Origin of the sequence: Aeromonas sp. QDB25 (genome assembly GCF_027707725.1) — a bacterium.
Taxonomy (GTDB): domain Bacteria; phylum Pseudomonadota; class Gammaproteobacteria; order Enterobacterales; family Aeromonadaceae; genus Aeromonas; species Aeromonas caviae.
In genome coordinates, this window is sequence record NZ_JAPCIZ010000007.1 from 40,055 (window position 1) to 61,611 (window position 21,557).

Consider the following 21,557-nt stretch of genomic DNA (forward strand, 5'->3'; position numbering starts at 1 on the left):
CTTGATGTTTTCTGGTGGTGGCAATAGGAGGTGGTTTTTAACAGAGTGGGTGTTGTTGCTGCTTTTCACTGTGCTAGCGGTTCAAACAACCAAAAGAGTTCGCCGCCCGGGCCTCCCATCGGGCTGCCCGGGCGGCGTCAGAGCCTTGCCGCGCCGATCCCGGTCAATGCCGGCCAGAGGGGGCGCAGGCATTGACCGGGAGTGTCTCTTCCAAGCCGGTGCCCCTGATGATGGGCGGACCGGGGGATAGCGGTCAGGCCAGCGCCCGTGCCAGCAGGTGCACCGGGTGTTCGCAGCGAAACGCCGTGCTCATCTCGATCTGCCACTTGCAGGTCTCGCAGTCGGTGATGACCAGATCGGGTTTGAGCCGGTTTATCTGATCAAACAGCCCCTGACCGATGGCCTGGCTGGTGTCGTAGTTTTCCGACTTGAAGCCGTAGGTGCCGGCGATGCCGCAGCACTGGGAGTCCAGCACCGTCACCTTGACGCCGGGGATGGCCCGCAGCAGCTCGAGGGTGTAGATGACGCCCCCCATCTTCTCCAGGTGGCAGGGGGTGTGGTAGGCGATGTGCAGATTGAGGGGCTTCATGGCCGGTTTGTTGCCCCGATCGAACTCGTTCCACAGGAAGCGGGTCACCAGGGAGATGCGATCGCGCACCTTGTGGTTGTCCTGCTCCAGCAGGTGGGGATATTCGTCCCGCAGGGTGAAGCCGCAGGTGGAGGAGGTGGCCAAGAGCGGCATCTCGTTGCCGAGCAGGGTGTTCTCCAGCTGCTGGATGTTGAAAGCCGCCTGCTGCCTGGCCTTGTCCATGAAGCCGTTGGCAATCAGCGGCACGCCGCAGCACTTCTCCCGCGCAAGCAGCTGGACACCGATGTTCATGGCGTTGAGCACCTGCACCAGCTCCTTGCCGAGCTGGGGGTGGTTGTAGTTCACATAACAGCCGTGGAAGTAGGCGATCTGGCGCGCAAAGCGGGCCTGAGTCGTTTTCTGCTTCTTGTACCAGCCGCGGAAGGTGCCTTGTGAGTATTTGGGCAAGTCCCGGTGGGAGGAGACCCCCAGCGCCTTGTCCAGCACCTGCTTCATCGGCTTGAGGCCGGTGGTGAAGTTGACCACCGGGGCCATCAGGGTGGACATGCTGCCCATTAGATCCGTGTGGGAGAGCACGAACTCGCGGATCCCCGGTTTGAAGCCGCTGTACTGGTGCTTGGCCTTGGCGATGATGTCGCCGATGCGCACCCCGCTCGGGCAAGCCACTTCGCAGCGCTTGCAGTTGGTGCAGTACTTGAGGGCGCTGTCAAAGAGCTCGGGGCTCTTGATGCGCAGCCGCTCCCCATCCGGGCCCGCCTGCTTGGGGCCGGGGTAGGCCGGGTTGGCCTTGGCCACCGGGCAGTAGGCGGTACAGACGGTGCATTTGATGCACTGATCGAAAGTCTGGTTGGCATGATCCAGTAGCATGTCAGTTCTCCTCCCGTTGGGTGTGAAGGCACGGGATATGGGGCGAAATCATCATTGGGCTGAACTCAAAATGTGACCGGCGGCCTGCCAGCCGGTGGCGACCGCGACACCTGAGCCAGAGCCCTCCATGGATTGGGCATCGTCGTGGGCCAGCACGCTGTGTCGTTGGAGTGGGAATATGTGATTCATCTCAGCCCTCCGCCAGAATATGGCCAGCGGCTTGCCAGCCGGTGGCAACGGCCACGCCGGAGCCGGAACCTTCTTTAATGGGGTCATAGTGCGCCAGCACGCTGCCGGCGCCGTAGAGGTTGGTGAGGGGCCTGCCGCCGCGCAGCACCCGCAGCCGCTCGTCGGTCTTGACCCCGAAGCCCATGAAGGGGTGGTGGTCGAACAGGCGGCGGCCGGCCCAGGCGTCGCGCTCGGCAAGGCTCAGTACGTCGGCATCGAAGATGGGTTCACGAATGCCCCCGAGGCGCGACTCCAGCCCGCGGCTGAAGAAGCTGCCGGAGGCGAGCACGAAGTGGTCCGCCTCGAACAGCTGATCCTCCCCGTGCTGGCTGTGCACCCCGATCACCTTGTCGCCGTCATAGCGGGCGCCCAGCACCCGCTCGCTGGTGAGGAAGGTGCCGCCAAGGGTCATGACGCGGCGCTTGAGGGCCTCCTGCATCCGCATGCCGATGAGGGACGGCGGCATGGTGGCCACCTCCTTGATGGTGCAGCCGGTGCGCCGTTCCAGCTCGCTCAGACGCGGGCCGACCAGCCCCAGCGACAGGCAAGCGGGCAGCACGATATGGCGACAGCCGGGCACGCCGCATCCCTGCACCATGCGGCTGATCTCGCGGGCCAGATCCGCCAGCAGGTCCTGCTGGCCAGGCCCCTGCTTGTCGAACAGGCGGGCGATGTCGGCGGAGCGAAACTCGTGGGGATTGCGGCTGAACTGGGCGAGCTGGGGCAGGCGAATTTCCCCGGTCAGGATGCGGCTGTGGGCAAAACGGGCGTGGGTCGCGAGATTCGCCGCCGCGAGCGCCGGGTGAAAATCGCGAAACCCTTCCAGGGTGGCGAGCAGGATGGCGTCCGGGGCGGGGGCATCGGTCATGCAGGCGCAAGTGTCGGGGGAGAGCCAGGTGGATTTCAGGGTGCCGATGGGGGTCAGCCGCTGGTGGTTGTGCTCCTGGCGCATCAAGGGTAGCCCCTCTTCTGCGCAGTGGCGTTGCAGGTCGGCCAGACTCCCCTCGATATTCTGCATCCCCACCTTGCTGTAAGGGTGATCCGGATGGGCCGCCATGAAGGCGGGCAGGGCGGCGCGGGGATCCCCGTCGCTCTCCAGCAGATCCACCGAGCCGGAGGAGAAGTGCAGGGCGCTCTGGCCGGAGGCCATCAGCAGGGTCTTCTGGCCCGCCTCGGCGAGGCGCAGGGCTGCGGAGAGGCCCGCCATGCCGCCGCCGATCACGATGCTGTCAAATTTCATGGCTGCGCTCCTTGGTGGAATTGGCGGTGCTGGCATCGAGCGGGAAGGGGGGCTCGCTCACCAGGTGGGGGGCCGTCCACTCGCCAAGGCCGAACAGCCCTTCGTAGATCCAGTAGGTAAATTCTGCTTCCCGCAGGGCATCGCCCCACAGCACCGGCCGGGTGCCCTTGTAGCGCTCCTCCAGGAACTGGCGCAGCATGACGCAGGCCTGACGACCGTCCGCCTTGCCGTACTCCTGCATCAGACCGGCGGCGCGATAGGCGCACAGCTCCCCCTGACAGGGGCCCATGCCGAGGCGGGTGCGGCGGCGCAAGTCCACCAGGTTGTCCACGTCGAGCTCCCGCAGGGCGTATTCAATCTCGCCCGCGGTCACCATCTCGCACTCGCAGATGAGGGCGTTGGCCTTGGGGTTGTCGCGGAAAAAGGCGATGACCCGCTCGCCGTGGCGGTACTGGGCCGAGCCTTCGGCGGGTACCGAGAGACCGGGGGCGGAGACCTTCTCCGGATCCCGCGAGCCGGGCAGGCTCAGCTCGGCGGTGCGGCAGGGCTTGCTGTTGCCAAGCTTTTTGGCAAGCAAGTCGGTGGCCCATTCGGCCATCAGCCGGTAGGTCATCAGCTTGCCGCCTGTGATGGTGTTGAAACCCAGGAGGCCATCTCGTTCGGCGTGATCCAGCAGCACGATGCCACGGCTGATGTTGCGGCCGGACTCGTCGCCATCCACTGCCACCAGAGGGCGAACGCCGGCGTAGGCGCGCAGCAATCGGGTGCGGGCCATGATGGGGGCCAGTTTTATCCCCTCGCGCAGCAGCACCTCCACCTCTTCGGGCTCGACGGTGAGCTGGTCAATCTTGTGGTAATCGATGCGACTCGACGTGGTGCCGATGAGGGAGATGGTATCGCCCGGCACCAGAATGTCCGCGTCCGCCGGTTTGCGGCAGCGGTTGAGCACCAGCTGGTTGAGGCGGTAATCCATGATGAGCAATGAGCCCTTGGCGGGGAACATGCGGATGCCGAGGTCGGCATACTCGCAGATCTGCTGGCCCCAGATGCCGGCGGCGTTGATCACCTCCTGGCACTCCACCTCGAACGCTTCGCCGGTGCGGGTGTTGATGGCCTTGACCCCGTGCACCCTATCCTGGGTGCGCAGCAGCCCCAGCACCTTGCTGTGAGTGAAGATGCGGGCGCCGTGCTCCTTGGCGTCCAGCACGTTGGCGGCAGCCAGACGGAAGGGGTCGACCGTGCCGTCCGGCACCTGGATGGCACCGATCAGCGCCGGGTTGACGTTGGGTTCAAGGCGCAGCGCCTCGGCGGGATCCAGCTGGCGGGCGTCGATGCCTGCCAGGGCGCAGGCGTCCATGAAGGTATTTTGAAAATGGATGTCATCTTCCGGCAGGGTGATGAAGAGGCCGCCGGTGTCCTCGACGCAGTGGCTGGCGATCCGCTTGAGGATGCGGTTCTCCTGAATGCATTCGCGGGCGGACTCCTGATCCGTCACCGCGTAGCGGGCGCCGGAGTGGAGCAGGCCATGGTTGCGGCCCGTGGTGCCGGCGGCGATGTCGTCCCGCTCAAGTAGGATGCAGTCGATGCCGCGCAGCGCGCAATCGCGCATGATGCCGGCGCCGGTGGCGCCCCCCCCTATGATGACGACTTGTGTGGTGATTCTTTTCATTCGTGCCCGTCTCATCTCTTCCAGATGAGGCCAGTGTGGCGCCTCCACGACGTAAAATGTTTGATATGGGCCAAATTAATGTTCGTAAACGCTCATTAAGTGTGAGGTGATGAGCGAAATGTGATGAACCTCACGTCACCGTCGAGGCAGGCAGGGGAAAGCATGACGGGAGGGGAGAAGGCCAGCCCGGGGGCTGGCCAGAGGGCGGCGTGGGGGAAACCTCAGCCGCAGCACTTCTTGAACTTCTTGCCGCTGCCACAGGGGCAGGGGTCGTTTCGCCCGACCCGCAGCGGCGCCGGATCCTGCTCGCCGTCGGTGTAGACCCAGCGCCCCTGATGGCGCACGAAGCGGGAGCGCTCATGAAGGCAGTGACGTTCGTCCCCCTCCAGGAACCAGGCCTTGAATTCCACCATGCCGAGGATGTCATCGGGGCCGCCCTGGCTGGCGAGGATCTCGAGGCCATCCCAGCGGGTGTCGGTCGATGAGAGCTCGGCCGCCGTCAGGCCGTGCAGAAAGTCAGGGTGCCAGCTGTGGACCAGGTACTCCCCCAATCCCAGCACGAAGGCGCTGTAGCGCGAGCGCATCAGCTGTTCCGGGCTGGCGGCGGTCTGGCCTGCGTGGAGCACGCCACAGCACTGGGAGAGGGGGAGGGAGGAACCGCAAGGACATTGGCTCATGGGTCAGCTCATCGGGTCGATAATAAAAGGTGGCGGGATTGTAGCGAACGCACTTCCCTTTCGGCCAGCTTCCCATGCCGTTTAGGCAGACATCATGCAGCAATGAACACAGCACAAAGGGTGACACAATGACACTTAAGCAGAAGATCCTGTTACTGGGGGCCATCCCCGTGCTGCTGATGGCCCTGGTGGTCAATCTCAGCAACTACCTGGTGGCCAGGAGCGATCTGGAATCGGATCTGGTGGTGGCGCGGGAGAGGGCAATCAAGGAGCGCAAGGCGCTGCTCAGCAGTTATCTGATGCTGGCCAAGACGGCCATCGAGGGCAGCTACGGCAAGCCTGACAGCCCCGAAGTGCGCCAGCAGGTGAAGGAGATATTGCGGCCGCTGCGCTATGGCAGCGACGGCTACTTCTTCGTCTACGACTATCAGGGCAATACCGTGCTGCTGCCGACCCGGCCCGAGATGGAGGGGAAGAACCGCTGGCAGGACAAGGATACCAAGGGTGCCTTCCTCATTCAGGGGATCATCAAGTCGGCGCGGGAAGGAGATGGCTTCTCGGAGTACTGGACCAACAAGCCCTCTATCGGGCGGGATGCCCCCAAGCTCTCCTTCAATCTGGTGCTCGACAAGTATCAGTGGGTCGTGGGCACGGGCTTCTACATCGACGACATCGACAATGAGCTGGCCACCCTGCGCAGCGAGCGGGAGGAGACCATGTATGGCTCCCTGAAAACCGGGGTGCTGTTCATCCTAGTGATCCTGGGGGTGACCCTGGCGGCCACCGTGGTGATCGGCAACCGGGTCACCCGCCCGCTGGCGGATGCGGTTGCCGCACTCAATGACATCGCCGACGGGGACGGGGATCTGACCCAGCGCCTCAAGGTGCAGAGCAAGGACGAGGTGGGGCAGCTGGCCGCCGCCTTCAACCGCTTTGTCGAACGGATCCAGTCGGTGGTGAGCCAGGTGGGGGAAACCAGTCACCAGTTGCTGGGGGCCGTGGATCGGCTGCATAGCCTGAGCGAGCATGCGGACAGGCAGATGCAGGGCCACGGCAAGGAGACGGATCAGGTGGTGACCGCGGTGACCGAGATGAGCTCCACCGCCCAGGAGGTGGCGGCGAGCGCTTCCAACGCCGCCAGCGCCACCAGCGATGCGGCCCGCGAGTCCGATGCGGCCCGCGGCGTGGTGAACAGCGCCATCGGCAGCATCAACCGGCTGGTGGACGAAGTGCATGTGGCAGCCGGGGTCATCGAGCAGCTCGCCCACGAGACCGGCAAGATAGGCTCCGTGGTGGAGGTCATTCGCGGCATCGCCGATCAGACCAACCTGCTGGCCCTCAACGCCGCCATTGAGGCGGCCCGGGCGGGCGAGCAGGGGCGCGGCTTTGCGGTGGTGGCGGATGAGGTGCGATCCCTCGCGGGCCGTACCCAGCAGAGCACCAAGGAGATCAACGAGATGCTCCAGCGCCTGCAGGGCGGGGTGAAGCAGGCGGTGGAGGTGATGCAGGCCAGCGAGGCACGCAGCCAGGAGACGGTGCAGGAGGCGAGCCACATCGCCAGCTCCCTGGACAGCATGGTAGCGGCGGTCGGCACCATCAACGACATGAACATCCAGATCGCCACGGCCGCCGAGGAGCAGCACGCGGTCTCCGAGGAGATCAACAAGAACCTGGTGGCCATCCAGCAGATCGTCAGCGAGCTGACCAAGGCGTCCGGGGAGTCCAGCACCACCACCCGCGCCCTGGCAGGCACGGGTGACAAATTGCGCCAACTCGTCTCCCGCTTCCGTTACTAATCACATTTTTGCCGTCTGGACAGGATTTCCAGACGGCAAATTTGGGGATCGGCGCAGAATGTGTGAAAATCGCGCCATTCGTTCCTTTCGTTAGCCCCAACCCTATGAATGAGATCGTGAAAGGCAGTATCGATTTGATCCGTCAGCTCAACTACGGCCTGGTGTATGCCAGCCTGGAGGAGCACAAGGAGCTGTCCCGTACCGATCTGTCCCGTCTGACCGGCCTGTCGCCGGCCAGCATCACCAAGATCACCCGCGAGCTGCTGGACGGCGGCCTGGTGGTCACCTGCGGCGAGAGCTCGGTGGGGCGTGGCCGTCGCCAGACCCTGCTGCGCATCAACGAGCGCCGCTTCCAGTTTCTCTCCATGCGCCTGGGGCGCGGCTATGTGGACATGGCCCTGTTCGATCTCGCTGGTCACTCCCTGGCACGCCATCGCCATGTCTTCAACGAGGCGGAGCGTGCCGAGCTGCTGGCCAGCCTGGTGCGGGCCATCGAGGGCTTTTTGCCCAAGAAGGCGCTGCGTCTGGCCTGCATCGCCCTCTGCCTGCCCGGCCAGGTGGAGCGCCACTCCGGCATGGTCAAGCATTTTCCCTATTACGATCTGCGCAACTGGCCCCTCGGTCCCACCCTACAGGAGGCCTTCTCGGTACCCGTGCTGGTGAGCGGCGACGTGCGCACCTGGATCCAGGCCGAGCGGGAGTGGGGCGCCGCCAGGAACTGCTCGGATGCGGTGCTGGTGTTCGTGCACAACGACATCGGGGTCGGCATGGTGGTCAATGGCCAGCTCATCGAGAGCGAGTCGGCTCTGCTCGGGGATCTCAGCCACCTGCAGCTCGAACCCTATGGCCAGCGCTGCTACTGCGGTGGCTTCGGCTGCGCCTGCACCCTCGTGACCAATCAGGCGCTGGAGGCGCAATATCGGGAGCTGCGCGAACGGATGCAGGAGTTCGATCTGCCCGAAAGCGTCACCATACGCGAGCTGTGCGAGCTGGCGCTGGCCGGCAACAGCCTGTGTCAGGACATCCTGCACCAGGCAGCAGGCCGCCTTTCCCGGGTGCTGGCGAACCTCATCTGCCTGCTCAATCCGGGCAAGCTGCTGCTCGGGGGGGAGATCACCCGGGCCGATCGACTGCTCTTCCCCATGTTGCACCAGTCCCTGGCAAGCCAGTTGCCCGCCGAGTACCTGGTGCGCCTGCAGATTGAATCCACCCACTTCTACGAAGATCCCACCAAACCCACCTCGGTGCAGGTGCACAAGGCCCTGCGCGATGGCAGTCTGCTGCTCGACTTGTTGCGAGGCGACAAGGAGGCATGAGGCTCGGGTTGCAAGGACGCTTCCTGCTCATTCTCTGTCTGGTCAGTCTGTTGCAACTGGTGTTGCTGAGCGGGGCCAGCTACTACTATGTCGCCGAGCAGCGCTACCGTGAGGTGGGGGATCAGGCCCTGGATGTGGCACGGCTGGTGGCGCGGGAGTCGGGCGTCATCGCCGGGGTGAAGCGGGCGGATACGGTCCGCCTCAATGCCCTGGTGGAGCGGATCCGCGCCGAGGTCGGGGCCAGCTACATCGTCATCGGGGACAGGCAGGCACGCCGCCTGGTGCACCCCAATGCGGACCGGATTGGCAAAGCCATGGTGGGGGATGATCCCGAGCGTGCCCTGCAGGGAGAAGCCTATATCTCCAGGGCCCAAGGGTCCCTTGGGGTCTCGGTGCGCGGCAAGGGGCCCATCCGGGACGAGATGGGCAAGATCATCGGGGTGGTGTCGGTCGGCTATCTGGTGCGGGACATCGATGCGGATCTGCAGGGCTATTTGCGCTTTGGCCTGGCCATGACATTGCTCATTGTGGTACTCAACAGTGTCGCAGCCGCCTGGCTGGCCCGGCGCTACAAGAAGGCGATATTCGGCTTTGAACCCGAGCAGATGGGGCGACTCTATGCGGAGCTCGACTGTACCCTGCGCACGGTGCGCGAGGGGATCCTCACCATCGACGAGCAAGGGCGCCTCACCTCCCTGAACCCCAACGGCATCAAGTTGCTGCGCCTGGACGACACCACCGCCAGGAGCGCCATCGGCCAGCCCATTGGTCACCTGCTGCCGGGCAGTCGCATGCTCTCCATCCTGCAAGAGCAGACCCCCCAGTTTGACGAGGAGATAGTGCTCAACGGCCAGTCCCTCATCGTCAACCGCTTGCCGCTGGTGCGCGAGGGCAAGCTGATCGGCGCCGTGTCGAGTTTTCGCCGCAAGGACGAGCTGGCGGAACTCAGCGCCCAGCTCTCCCAGGTGCAGGCCTACAGCGATCTGCTGCGGGTGCAGACCCACGAGCACAACAACCAGCTCGGGACCATCGCCGGCCTCATTGAGCTCGGTGCCACCCGGGAGGCGCTCGCCTTCATCGGGCGGGAGGCGGCCACCGAGCAGACCCTGCTCGGCTTCCTGATGGGGGCCATCGCCAAACCCAAGGTGGCGGGGTTGCTGCTCGGCAAATACCACAGGGCCCACGAGCTCGGTCTTGAGCTCGTGATCGATCCCGATGCCCGTCTGCACGATATTCCTGCCCGTGTCAGCGGTTCCCAGCTGGTAACGGTGCTGGGCAACCTCATCGACAACGCCTTCGAGGCGACCCGCCGCCACGGTGCGCCCTATCAGCCCATCCGGGTTTCCCTGAGCGATCTGGGGCAGGATCTGGTGCTGGAGGTGGAAGACGGGGCTGGCGGCATCGACCCGCAGTTGGCGGACAGGTTGTTCGAACAGGGGGTCAGCAGCAAGCCCGAGCCAGGACACGGTATCGGGCTCTCCCTGGTGCGCAAGACCCTGGATGCCCTGCAGGGGGAGATCACCATCGAAGCCACGACGCAGGGAAGTTGCGTCGTCTGTTACATTCCCAAGGAGGTGTGAGTGATCAAGATCCTGATCGTCGAGGATGATCCCGCCATTGCCGAGATCCACCGCCGCTTCGTGCAGCGCCTCGCCGGTTTTGAGGTGCTGGGGGTGGCGTTGACCCTGTTCGATGCCAGGGAGCAGATAGGGATCCTCCGGCCCGATCTGGTGCTGCTGGATGTCTGGCTGCCCGATGGAGAGGGGTTCTCGCTATTGAGAGAGCTGCGCCAGGCGGGGGCGAGTCTGGATGTGATCCTGCTCACCGCGGCGCGGGAAGCCGCTGCCCTGCAGGAGGCGATGCGCCTCGGGGTGGTGGATTTCATCTTGAAGCCCGTGGTGTTCGAGCGGCTGCGCGACACCCTGGAGAAGTACCGTCAGAGCATCGCCGCCCTGGCGGCGTTGGCCGACATCGATCAGCAGGCGGTGGACACCCTGTTCGGTACGCCGTTGCAGCAGGTTGCGGCAGAGGGACTGCCCAAGGGCATCGATGCTCTCACCCTGCAGCGGGTGCTGGCGGCCCTGACTCCGGAGGCCGCCAGTGCCGAGGAGATAGGCAGCCGGATAGGGGTGAGCCGGACCACGGCGCGCCGCTATCTGGAATTTCTGGTGGGGCAGCGACTGGCGAGCCCCGAGCTCGAATATGGCACCGTCGGGCGGCCGGAGCGGCGTTACCGCAAGCCGTGATCCGGTCGCCCGGAACCTGTTGTCCAGACAAGAAAAGAGCGCCTTTCGGCGCTCTTTTTATCAGGGTTTGCTTCCCGTGGGCATCAAGGTCTCTGCGCGTTATGGGCAAGGTTCAGAGGTGGCAGAGGCTCATCGATTCAGTGGCTGGTGGCAGGCTCCCCCTTGGGGGCCCGGCGAGCCTGCCACCACTGCCAGACGGGCAGCAGCAACATGGTCAGGGTGATCACCGTGAAGGCGAGGGTGATGGGGCGCTCCCACAGGAAGCTCAGGCTGCCGTCGTTGATCACCAGGGCCCGGCGCAGGTTGTCCTCCAGCATGCCTCCCAGGATGAAGCCGAGCAGCATGGGGGCCATGGGGAAGGTGAGCAGGCGCAGGCCGATGGCGATCAGTGCAACGATGGCCATCACATGGATGTCCATGGTGTTGAAGGAGACCAGATAGACCCCGGTCAGGGAGAACAGCAGCACCATGGGGATGAGCACGGGGCGCGGCACCGCCAGTACCCGGGCCAGGTAGGGGATGAGGGGAAGGTTCAGGATCAACAGCACCACGTTGCCCAGATACATGGAGATGATCACCGACCAGAAGACATCCGGATGCTCCATGAACAGACGCGGGCCCGGCTGGATGCCGTAGGCCACCAGAGCGCCCAGGATGAGGGCCGTGGTGCCGGAGCCCGGGATCCCCAGGGTCAGCAGGGGCACGAAGGAGCCGGTGGAGGCGGCGTTGTTGGCCGCTTCCGGGGCGGCCAGGCCGCGCAGGCTGCCCTTGCCGAACTGCTCCTGGCGCTGTTTGCCGGCGATGTTGCGCTCGGCCCCATAGGCCATGAAGGCGGCGATGGTGGCACCGGCTCCCGGCAGCACGCCGATGAGAAAGCCCAGCACCGAGGAGCGGGCGATGGGAGGCGCGATTTCCCTGACCTCTTCCTTGCTCAGCTTGAGGCTGCCGAGCTGCTGCATCTGCCTTGCCTCTTCCTCGCTGTTGTCCTTGCCGGGGCGCAGCACCGCCATCAGGATCTCCGCGAGGGCAAAGGTGGCCATGGCCAGCAGCAGGAAGGAGAAGCCGTCACGCAGATCCGGCAGCCCGAAGGTGAACCTGTCCACCCCGACGCTGCGGTCGATGCCGATGGTGGAGATCATGATGCCGAACAGCGCCATGATCAGCGCCTTGAGCACCTGCCCCTTGCCGGCAAAGGCCGCCACGGCGGAGAGGCCCAGCACCATGAGGGCGAAGTAGTCCGCCGACTGGAAGGAGAGGGAGACCTTGGCGAGCAGGGGCGCCGCCACCATCAGCATGATGGCGGAGAGGGTGCCGCCGGTGAAGGAGGCGTAGGCGGCGATGGCCAGCGCTTTGCCCGCCTGTCCTTTGCAGGCCAGGGGATAGCCGTCGAAGGCGGTGACCACGGTGGCGGAGCAGCCGGGGGCGTTGATCAGGATGGAGGAGGTGGAGCCCCCGAAGATGGCGCCGTAATAGACCCCCGCCATCAAGATGATGCCGGAGGCTGGATCCAGGCCATAGGTGATGGGGATCATCAGGGCGATGGCGGTGACCGGGCCAAGGCCCGGCAACATGCCGATAAAGGTGCCGATGAAGCAGCCAAGCACCACCATCATCAGGTTGACCGGCAGCAGTGCGGTGCCGAGTCCTTGCAAGATTCCGTCTAACATGGTGACTCCTTAGAAACCGAGCAGGGTGAACAGGCGACCCGGCTCCAGATAGACGTTGAGCCCCTTGGTGAGCAGGGCCCAGAAGCCGATGGAGAAGGGGACGCTGATCATCAGGCCGTAGCGCAGACTGGGCTCACCGAGTACCCGGATGCCCACGCTCAGGAAGGCGATGGTCGAGAGCACGAAGCCAAACCAGGTGAGCCCCAGTCCGTAGATGACCATGAGCCCGAGCAGGATGAAGACCCGGCGCCAGTCCCCCTCTTCCCGGCGCAGGGGCTCGCCCCCGGGGAAGAGCACCAGCAGCAGGGAGAGCAGCGCCCCGATCCCTGCCAGGGCATAGGGCAGGGTGCTGGCGGTGAAGGGTTCGTATTCGTCGCCGGGGTAGCCCGGTATCTCGGTGGCGTAGTAGCCATAGGTGAGGGAGAGCAGCAGAAACAGCAGACCCCCCAGTCGCTCCTTGGTAATGTTCATCTTTTGACTCCAACATGAGCGGCGGGCCTGCGCCCGCCTGCGATGGGACAGCGAGGGTTATTTGATGAAGCCGAGCTCGCGCATCAGGCCGCCGATCTGCTGCTCCTGGCCGTCAAGGAAGGCGGTGAACTCGGGACCTGACTGGTAGAGGTTGGTCCAGCTATTGCGGCTGCGGACCACTTCCCATTCCGGCTTGTCGTACATCTGCTTGAGCAGGGCGGCAAACTCGGCGGATTTCTTCGGGCTGATGGTGGGGGAGGCGAAGTAACCGCGCCAGTTGGCGAAGATGGTGGGGTTGTTCTGCTCGCTGAAGGTGGGGATCTGCTCCGCCCCCGGCAGGCGTTTGTCGGAAGTGACCCCGAGGATCCGCATCTGGCCCGACTTGACCGCTTCCATTGCCTCGCCAAAGCCGGTGGAGATGGCCTGGGTCTCTCCGGCCAGCACCGCCGCCATGGCGCTGCCGCCGGCGTCATAGGCCACGTAGCGCAGCTTGCCGGCATCGGCCCCCGCATTCTTGAAGGTCATGGCGGCCACCAGGTGATCCAGACTGCCGCGGGCGGAGCCGCCGGCAATCTTCACCTTGGCGGGATTGGCTTCATAGGCGGCCAGCAACTGGGCCCAGTTCTGATAGGGGGAGTCCAGGGGGACCGCCAGCGCCTGATAGTCGGCGATGATGGCGGCGACCGGGGTGAGATCCCGGAAGGATTGCGGCAGCTCCTTGGAGAGGGACTTGACGATGATGGGGGTGGAGTTGACCAGCAGCGTCTTGTCGGACTGTGCCGAGGTCTCGATCAGGTGGGCGATGGCCTTGGCACCGCCGCCGGCCGAGATGTTCTGGTAGGAAGCGGTGTTGATGAGGCCGGACTTGGTCAGAGCCTCGCCGGTGCCACGGGCCGTGTTGTCCCAGCCGCCGCCGGCGCCGCCCGGGATCAGGAAGTGGACTTCGTTGATCTGGGCGTGGACGCCGACGCTCAGTGCGAGCAGGCTACCGATCAGGGTGCGTTTGAGGGTTCCTTGCAACATGGTGCTCTCCTTGTGATTGTTGCAAGAAGGTTAATTAATCATGTCTGGTTGGAAAACAATCTGACCGTAATGGCTATTAAGGCTGTTCTGCCCATTCTGTTCATTCTGGTCATGGGGCAAGGAGGGGCAGACGTGGAAATAAGAAGCGGGGCTCGCCTCTGGTAAAGAGGGAGCCCCGCCTGCAACCGGCATGGGTTTGAGGTGCCTATGATTTCTCTGCTGCCGAGACCTTCTCGACCATCTTCTCCTGCTTCAGGGCCTCGCTGGCCTTCTCCCTCAGTTGCATCTGCTCCATCACCAGCTTGTAGGCGATGTAGTACTTGTAGATGTTGCCTACATAGGTGACCGTCTCGGGGCCAATCTTCTCCGCCGCCACGTACTCGACGTTGTGAAACCAGACGTTGGGATCCAGCCCCCGTTTCCTGGCCTCGGCACGGAGCCTGGCCACCCGGGCGGGGCCGGCATTGTAGGAGGCGAACGAGAAGAGGGCCTTGTCGAGGGCGGTCATGGGCTCGTCCGCATAGTAGTGATCGATCATCCAGCGCATGTATTTGACGCCCCCGTGAATATTGGGTTCGAGCTGGCGGATGTCGCCGACCTTCAACCCCTTGCCGGTGGCGGGCATGATCTGCATGATGCCGATGGCGCCCACATGGCTGCGGGCATGGTGGTTGAGGGCGGACTCCTGGTAGCCCTGAGCCGCCATCAGCAGCCAGTCCATGTCATAGCGTTCGCCATATTCACGGAACAGCTCGACTACCTGCAGGAATTTCTTGCGCTCCGCCTCGGCGGCGGCGCTTTTGACGAACTTGTTCTGCTTGAGATAACGGGCCAGGATCTCGTCTCCCGTCGCCTTGCCGCGCAGCGCCTTGAGCTGCTCGTTGAGCATGGCGAGCAACTGGGGGCTCTCCTTGCGCACCGCCCAGGCGATGACGCCCCCTTCCCGGAACACGGGGGCGTCGTGAATGGTGATCCCGGGGAAAATCTTTTGCCAGAAGCGGGCCTTGTGCTCGTCCATGACGATGAAGGGGAGCAGTCCTGCGTTAACCATCTCCACCAGATCTTCATCTTCGAGCACCTCCGAGGCGGGCTGGAGGTCGATGAGGGGCTCTCCCGCCGACTTGCGGGCCTGGTTGTAGGCGAGCAGGCTCTCGTAGTAGCTTGAGGAGGGGCGCACGAAGACGCGCTGGCCCCCGAGATCGGCGGCGCTTTCCACCTTGGGGGAGAGGGGGCCGGAGACGAGCAGCTCCCGCACGTTTTCAAGCAGGGGATCGGTGAAGGCGATACCCTGTTGCTTGCGCTTGTCCGTGATGGTGAGATTGGCGGCGGCGATGTCGCCTTTGCCCTCGATGAGGGAGCTCAGCAGGGCTTCCCGGGCCACGGGAATGAAGACGAAGTGCACCTTGAGGTGGCGTTTGATCGCCTTTTGCTTGCGCAACTGTTCGTTGAGGCGCTTTTCCACCTGCATGAAGGCATCGTAGGTGGCCCCCCGTTGCACGCCCTTGGTGATGAAAAATCCCGTCTTGTTGTAGGTGGTGAGCACTCGGATGGTGCGCTGCTCCAGCATGACGTCGAGATCTCCCAGCCTGGGTTTGGCAAGCTCGTCGTTTGCAAAGCTCAGGGCGCTTTTCTCCGTCTCTGCCTCGGGGGCCACCTGCTTGCCGGATTCGGCCCCCCAGGCTGGCGTCAGGGAGCAGAACCACCAGATCACAATCATCCATGCGCGTTTCATCACTTACACCTCACTCGTTTTATTGAGTGTAAGTGGCGACTTGTGGGGGATTTAGCTTATTGGGTTTGATAGACCCGTCCCCATAGCACGATTTTCACTATTCCATCCAGGAGTGCCCGCCCATGAAAACAGGAGCCCGAGGCTCCTCTTTTTCTGCGTGTTGCGGGCCCGTTTGGCTAGAACCAGAAGCCGATGATGAAGGAGCCCGCCAGGGTCAGCATCACGTTGGCCACCGCATAGGTGCCGGCGTAGCCGAGCGCCGGGATGGAGCTGTTGGCCGCCTCGTTCACCACGTCCATGGCCGGGGCGCAGGTACGAGCCCCGGTGATGGCGCCGAGCAGCAGGGCCGGGTTCATTTTGAGCACCCAGACACCGAACAGGTAGCCTACCAGCACCGGCAAGGTGGTCACCAGCATGCCGGAGAAGAGCACCACCATCCCCACTTCGCTCAGGTGATCGAGGATGCCGCCCCCCGCCTTGAGGCCGGTGCTCACCATGAAGACGGCAAGACCGAGATCCTTGGCAAGGCGCAGGGCGCCTGGTGGCACATAGCCCACCGTGGGGTGGTTGGCACGCAGGTAGCCCATCAGGATCCCCGCCAGCAGCAGGCCGACGGCATTGCCGAGGCCGAACTCTATCTGGCCGAACACCAGGGAGACGGAGCCGATGAGCAGGCCCAGCACGAAGAAGGTGGCAAAGGCCACCAGATCCGTGGTCTGGCTGTGGATGCTGATGAAGCCTATCTTGTTGGCCAGCAGCTTGACCCGCTGCTTCTCACCGCTGATCTGCAGCACGTCGCCCTTTTGCAGCATGATGTTGCGGTCAAAGGGCATCTCTATCTGGGAGCGCACCACCCGGTTGAGGAAGCATCCCTTCTCGGTGAGGTTGAGCTCCACCAGATGGCGACCCACCACGGCATCATTCTTCACCACGATCTCTTCGGTGACGATCTGCAGGTCAAGGAGGTTGCGATCGAACACCTCCTTGCCGTTGCGGTAGTTGACGTCGAGCTTCTCGTGGCTCTCGGGGTAGCCCACCAGGGCGATCTCGTCCCCTTCCTGAATGACGGCGTCACCATCGGGGCTGGCCAGAATGCCGTTGCGGCGAATGCGCTCCACATAGCAGCCGGTGTGGGGATAGATGCCGGTTTCGCGCAGGGTGCGACCGCCGATCCAGGCGGCGAGCTCTGGGCCGACCCGATAGGCGCGGATGATGGGCAGATAGGTCTTGCGGCTCTCGCTGTCGGAGAGCCCCCGCTCGCGGGCGATCTTCTGGGCCTCGGTGTTGAGATCCAGCCTGGCCAGGGAAGGAAGGTAGCGCACCACCAGCATCAGGCCCACCAGGCCCACCAGGTAGGTCAGGGCATAGCCTATCCCCATGTTGTCGAGCACCGACTGCATGTCGGTCTGGTGGGGCAGGTTGAGCAATCCGCTTCGCAGGGCGTCCTGTGCCCCCACCAGGGCCGGCGTGGAGGTGAGGGAACCTGCCAGAATGCCGGCGGCCATGCCGGGCCCCAGATTGAAGAACTTGGCGAGCCCCACGGTCAGCAGCAGGGCCGACAGCAGGATCACCAGGGTCAGGGTGATGTAGTGGATGCCGTCGCGAAGGAAGACGCTGAAAAAGTGCGGCCCCGCTTCAATCCCCACGCAGAAGATGAACAGCATGAAGCCGACGTTTTCAGTGGAGGTGGAAAACTGGAATCCCATCTGGCCAAACAGCAGGGCGGTGAAGAGCACGCCTATGGTGTTGCCTATCTGGAAGTTGCCGATGCGTACCTTGCCCAGCAGCAGCCCGAAGGCTAGTACCACGAACAGCAGCAGGGAGTCGCTTTGATGTAGCAATGTCACGAAATCTATGGTCATGCCCGGAAAAACCGAGGAAAAAAGTGGGGCCGATATTGTGCCGGATCCTGTATCAAGAAAGAAGCGCCAAAGCGGATTAACAGCCAGTTAAGTGCTGGTCTCTTCGGTGAAGATAGGGATGTGAGGGGGGGCTGGGGAAAACACCTCTATTTTACGCTGCAAGGCCCGCTGTCAATGAGTGAAATATGCTGTCGAGCAGAGAGGGGATGACACTCCTGTGGACAATTTATTACCTGCTGCATGGGGAGCAAACGGGCACGTTTTTCAGCATTTTCCACTGAGGAAATTGAAGGGTTACAAAAGAGACTTATGACTCATCCGGCGAGGGCTGACCCGCAGGATGCGGCATAGCGAAAAAAAATCCCCCACGGGCAGCACCGCGAGTCGATTCATCCCATTTAGGGGGGAAGGGAAAAACAGCAGAAAATGGGGAAGAGCGGGGGCAGCCAGCGCAAACCGGGGACAATGGCTGCCAGCCCAGATGAACCGTGGCTTTGGTCAAGTTACCCACAGAAACTGTGGATAACCCTGTTCATGAAACTTGGCGATCAGGCTGAAAGCCGCGCCGATACTGGGCTGCAAGGACTGTTCAAAAAATACCTGCAATAAATTGTTTCTATAAAAATCAAATAGTTATGTGCAGCAGAACAAAACGCTGCTGGTCAGTATCGGGAGATCAAAAGGGAGTCAGGCCGCAGGGAAGGGCTTGTGCATTAAAATTGGAAGAGAAAAGCACTAAAGTGGATAACTTGCACCGAGATGGTGAGGAATTGGCTCCCCCGACTGGACTTGAACCAGTGACATACGGATTAACAGTCCGCCGTTCTACCGACTGAACTACGGGGGAATATCAGGCAAGGAGGTGCATCATACAGAGGTCGTATTTCGGGGTCAATAGCCATCAGGGAGGGTGAGCGGATACCCAGCTCCTTCAACTCGGGGTACACTGCTCCCTTGCCGTTTTTTGCCGGGAGTCGTCATGAGCAAGTTATTCCAGTTGGCCAGCCAGTTTCAACCCGCCGGGGATCAGCCGAGGGCCATCGCCCAGTTGCTCGATGGCATCGAGTCGGGACTGGCCCATCAGACCCTGCTCGGGGTGACCGGTTCGGGCAAGACCTTTACCATGGCCAACGTCATCGCGACCCTCAATCGTCCCACCATGATACTGGCCCCCAACAAGACCCTGGCGGCCCAGCTCTACGGGGAGATGAAGGAGTTCTTCCCCGACAACGCGGTGGAGTATTTCGTCTCTTATTACGACTACTACCAGCCCGAAGCCTATGTGCCGACCACGGACACCTTCATCGAGAAGGATGCCTCCATCAACGATCACATCGAACAGATGCGGCTGTCAGCCACCAAGGCGCTGCTGGAGCGGCGTGACGTGGTGATCGTCGCCTCGGTATCGGCCATCTATGGTCTGGGGGATCCCCAGGCCTACCTCAGCATGATGCTGCACCTCAAAGTGGGGGACGTGATCAATCAGCGGGATATCCTGCGCCGCCTCGCCGAACTGCAGTACACCCGCAACGACATGGCCTTCCAGCGCGGCACCTTCCGGGTGCGGGGGGAGGTGATCGACATCTACCCCGCCGAATCGGACAAGCTGGCCCTGCGGGTGGAGCTGTTTGATGAAGAGGTAGAACGCCTCTCCCTGTTCGATCCCTTGACCGGCGCCATCGAGCAGACGGTGGTGCGTTACACCATCTACCCCAAGACCCACTACGCCACCCCGCGGGAGACCATTCTGGGTGCCATCGAGCACATCAAGGAGGAGCTCAAGGGGCGGCGCGAGCAGCTGATGAACCTCAACAAGCTGGTGGAGGAGCAGCGCATCAGCCAACGCACCCAGTTCGACATGGAGATGATGCAGGAGCTGGGTTACTGCTCCGGTATAGAGAACTACAGCCGCTACCTCTCCGGCCGCGCACCGGGTGAGCCGCCGCCCACCCTGTTTGACTACCTGCCGGGGGACGGCCTGCTCATCATCGACGAATCCCACGTCACGGTGCCGCAGATCGGCGCCATGTTCAAAGGGGACAGATCCCGCAAGGAGACCCTGGTGGAGTACGGCTTCCGCCTTCCCTCGGCGCTGGACAACCGGCCCCTCAAGTTCGACGAGTTCGAGGCGCTGATGCCCCAGACGGTGTTCGTCTCGGCGACCCCCGGCCCCTACGAGCTGGAGAAGTCAGGCGGTGACGTGGTGCAGCAGGTGGTGCGTCCCACCGGCCTGCTCGATCCTGAGGTGGAAGTGCGGCCGGTCAGCACCCAGGTGGACGATCTGCTCTCCGAGATCCGCAAGCGGGTGGCGGTGGAGGAGCGGGTGCTGGTCACGACACTGACCAAGCGGATGGCGGAGGACTTGACCGAATACCTGGCGGATCACGAGGTACGGGTGCGCTATCTGCACTCGGATATTGATACCGTGGAGCGGGTGGAAATCATCCGCGACCTGCGCCTTGGCAAGTTCGACGTCTTGGTGGGCATCAACCTGCTGCGCGAAGGACTCGACATGCCGGAAGTCTCCCTGGTGGCCATTCTGGATGCGGATAAAGAGGGCTTCCTGCGTTCCACCCGCTCCCTCATCCAGACCATCGGCCGGGCAGCGCGCAACCTCAACGGCAAGGTGATCCTTTACGGGGATACCATCACCAACTCCATGAAGGTTGCGATCGAAGAGACCGAGCGGCGCCGCGCCCTGCAACACGCCCACAACCTGGAACACGGCATCGTGCCGAAGGGGCTCAACAAGGCCATCGGCGATGTGATGGACATGGGGGGCAGCCGCACGGCGGGCAAGGCGGGCAAGGGGAGTCGCAAGGCTGCCGAACCGCAAGGGGAGTACCATGCCCGCTCTGCCAGCGAGATCAGCAAGGAGATCAAGCGGATGGAAGAGCAGATGTTCCAGCATGCGCGGGATCTGGAGTTCGAACAGGCGGCGGCGCTGCGGGATCAGATCCAGCGGCTGCGCGGCGAGCTGATCGAGTCATGAGCACCAGACGCTGGCTCATCTGGCGGCGTTTGCGCCGCCTCTATCAAGGCTTTCGCCACCCAGGCACGCCCTGGTGGGCGAAGGGGCTGGTGATCCTTATTCTGCTCTATGGCATCAGCCCGGTGGACGTTGTCCCCGATGTGGTGCCTCTCCTTGGCTGGCTCGACGACGCTACCTTGTTGCTGCTCCTCTTGTGGGGCTGGGAGAAATGCTTGCCCGGCGAGGTGCTTGCCGCTCTGGACAAGGCCGAGTGAGCAGAAGCCTACGTTCAGGGAGAGGGGAAAAGAAGGGGGGACTGAATGACTCCCTTCATGGGATTCGAAAAAGGGGACCATGGGGAGATTGTGAGCCAGGTCTCATTGGCGTAGACTCCACGCCGTTCACTTCATGGGTACCAAAAAATGGATCTGATCCTCTTTGCCATCGACTTTATTCTGCACGTTGACGTGCATCTGAAAGAGCTGTTCGAGAACTATGGCGTCTGGGTATACGCCATCCTGTTTCTCATCATCTTCTGTGAAACCGGGCTGGTGGTGACTCCCTTCCTGCCGGGGGACTCCCTGTTGTTTGCTGCAGGTGCCCTCACCGTGGGCAGCGTGTTGGACGTGCACACCCTAGCCGCCGTGCTGATCATCGCCGCGGTGCTCGGCAACGTGGTGAACTACACCATAGGCCACTTCTTCGGTGAGCAGCTGTTTCGCAACCCCGATTCCAAAATCTTTCGCCGGGACTATCTGGTCAAGACCCATGCCTTCTATGCCAAGCATGGCGGCAAGACCATCATCATCACCCGCTTCCTGCCCATAGTGCGCACCTTCGCCCCCTTCGTGGCGGGCATGGGGGCCATGACCTATCCCCGCTTCCTGGCGTTCAACCTGGTGGGGGGGCTCTTGTGGGTGCTCTCCTTCGTCTATGCCGGCCACTTCTTTGGCAATCTGCCGGTAGTGCGCCACAACTTTACCCTGCTCATCTTCGGCATCATCGCGGTCTCCTTGTTGCCCATGGTGATCGGCATGGTGAAGGCCAGGAGAAGTGCCAGCAAGGCTACCTCCGAAGGCGCGTGACATCGCCGTGCACGACATGAAAGAAGGGAGCCGATGGCTCCCTTCTTGTTGGTAGGCCGAGTGGCAGGTCGCTGCTGCGCCCTTTGACCCGCTTGTGGCCTGTTACGATGATGCACAC

General features: G+C 63.0%; 17 protein-coding genes and 1 tRNA gene. 7 read left to right on the plus strand and 11 right to left on the minus strand.

What is annotated here, in order from left to right; all coding sequences use genetic code 11:
- Positions 1 to 253 precede the first annotated feature (253 nt).
- From glpC to PG883_RS03995, 5 genes are all read right to left on the minus strand, one after another.
- Positions 254 to 1,456, minus strand: a complete 1,203-nt coding sequence (gene glpC / locus PG883_RS03975) for an anaerobic glycerol-3-phosphate dehydrogenase subunit GlpC (protein ID WP_010674925.1) — start codon at positions 1,454 to 1,456, stop codon at positions 254 to 256.
- A gap of 51 nt (positions 1,457 to 1,507) precedes the next feature.
- A complete protein-coding gene (locus tag PG883_RS03980; RefSeq protein ID WP_201972409.1) occupies positions 1,508 to 1,645 on the minus strand; it encodes a hypothetical protein in 138 nt (45 codons plus the stop codon).
- 1 nt (position 1,646) lies between these two features.
- Entirely contained in the window at positions 1,647 to 2,924 is a 1,278-nt protein-coding gene (gene glpB / locus PG883_RS03985) for a glycerol-3-phosphate dehydrogenase subunit GlpB (protein ID WP_236277007.1), read from the minus strand.
- Positions 2,914 to 4,593 (minus strand): anaerobic glycerol-3-phosphate dehydrogenase subunit A, encoded by a 1,680-nt coding sequence (gene glpA, locus PG883_RS03990; protein ID WP_270806978.1) that lies wholly within the window; start codon positions 4,591 to 4,593, stop codon positions 2,914 to 2,916. The genes glpB and glpA overlap by 11 nt, the downstream gene beginning before the upstream one ends.
- A 221-nt stretch (positions 4,594 to 4,814) precedes the next feature.
- Entirely contained in the window at positions 4,815 to 5,270 is a 456-nt protein-coding gene (locus PG883_RS03995; protein WP_257707697.1) for a YchJ family protein, read from the minus strand.
- 128 nt (positions 5,271 to 5,398) lie between these two features.
- Here PG883_RS03995 and PG883_RS04000 point away from each other — a divergent pair, with 128 nt between their 5' ends.
- From PG883_RS04000 to PG883_RS04015, 4 genes are all read left to right on the plus strand, one after another.
- On the plus strand, positions 5,399 to 7,066 hold the full coding sequence (locus tag PG883_RS04000; protein ID WP_257707698.1) for a methyl-accepting chemotaxis protein: 1,668 nt from the start codon (positions 5,399 to 5,401) through the stop codon (positions 7,064 to 7,066).
- 104 nt (positions 7,067 to 7,170) lie between these two features.
- On the plus strand, positions 7,171 to 8,382 hold the full coding sequence (locus PG883_RS04005) for an ROK family transcriptional regulator (protein WP_029314606.1): 1,212 nt from the start codon (positions 7,171 to 7,173) through the stop codon (positions 8,380 to 8,382).
- Entirely contained in the window at positions 8,379 to 9,962 is a 1,584-nt protein-coding gene (locus tag PG883_RS04010; RefSeq protein WP_043155894.1) for an ATP-binding protein, read from the plus strand. The genes PG883_RS04005 and PG883_RS04010 overlap by 4 nt, the downstream gene beginning before the upstream one ends.
- On the plus strand, positions 9,963 to 10,628 hold the full coding sequence (locus tag PG883_RS04015; RefSeq protein ID WP_128272607.1) for a response regulator: 666 nt from the start codon (positions 9,963 to 9,965) through the stop codon (positions 10,626 to 10,628).
- A 137-nt stretch (positions 10,629 to 10,765) separates the two neighbouring features.
- Here PG883_RS04015 and PG883_RS04020 read toward each other — a convergent pair whose 3' ends face one another.
- From PG883_RS04020 to PG883_RS04045, 6 genes are all read right to left on the minus strand, one after another.
- Positions 10,766 to 12,295, minus strand: coding sequence for a tripartite tricarboxylate transporter permease (locus PG883_RS04020; RefSeq protein ID WP_045524545.1), 1,530 nt, complete (start codon positions 12,293 to 12,295; stop codon positions 10,766 to 10,768).
- A gap of 9 nt (positions 12,296 to 12,304) precedes the next feature.
- Complete coding sequence (locus PG883_RS04025; RefSeq protein WP_017765437.1) at positions 12,305 to 12,766, minus strand: tripartite tricarboxylate transporter TctB family protein; 462 nt, start codon at positions 12,764 to 12,766, stop codon at positions 12,305 to 12,307.
- Between the two features lie 57 nt (positions 12,767 to 12,823).
- A complete protein-coding gene (locus PG883_RS04030) occupies positions 12,824 to 13,789 on the minus strand; it encodes a tripartite tricarboxylate transporter substrate binding protein (RefSeq protein WP_257707700.1) in 966 nt (321 codons plus the stop codon).
- A 205-nt stretch (positions 13,790 to 13,994) separates the two neighbouring features.
- Positions 13,995 to 15,521 (minus strand): lytic transglycosylase F, encoded by a 1,527-nt coding sequence (locus PG883_RS04035; RefSeq protein ID WP_257707701.1) that lies wholly within the window; start codon positions 15,519 to 15,521, stop codon positions 13,995 to 13,997.
- Positions 15,522 to 15,697: 176 nt separating this feature from the next.
- On the minus strand, positions 15,698 to 17,383 hold the full coding sequence (locus tag PG883_RS04040; RefSeq protein WP_029314601.1) for an aspartate:alanine antiporter: 1,686 nt from the start codon (positions 17,381 to 17,383) through the stop codon (positions 15,698 to 15,700).
- 771 nt (positions 17,384 to 18,154) lie between these two features.
- Positions 18,155 to 18,230, minus strand: a tRNA-Asn gene (locus tag PG883_RS04045).
- Between the two features lie 132 nt (positions 18,231 to 18,362).
- Here PG883_RS04045 and uvrB point away from each other — a divergent pair.
- From uvrB to PG883_RS04060, 3 genes are all read left to right on the plus strand, one after another.
- Positions 18,363 to 20,375: an excinuclease ABC subunit UvrB gene (gene uvrB, locus PG883_RS04050; RefSeq protein WP_052814371.1), complete on the plus strand. Its 2,013-nt coding sequence runs from the start codon at positions 18,363 to 18,365 to the stop codon at positions 20,373 to 20,375.
- Positions 20,372 to 20,629: a DUF1232 domain-containing protein gene (locus PG883_RS04055; RefSeq protein WP_041215068.1), complete on the plus strand. Its 258-nt coding sequence runs from the start codon at positions 20,372 to 20,374 to the stop codon at positions 20,627 to 20,629. The genes uvrB and PG883_RS04055 overlap by 4 nt, the downstream gene beginning before the upstream one ends.
- A 147-nt stretch (positions 20,630 to 20,776) precedes the next feature.
- A complete protein-coding gene (locus PG883_RS04060; RefSeq protein ID WP_010674909.1) occupies positions 20,777 to 21,439 on the plus strand; it encodes a DedA family protein in 663 nt (220 codons plus the stop codon).
- The last annotated feature ends 118 nt before the right edge of the window (positions 21,440 to 21,557 follow it).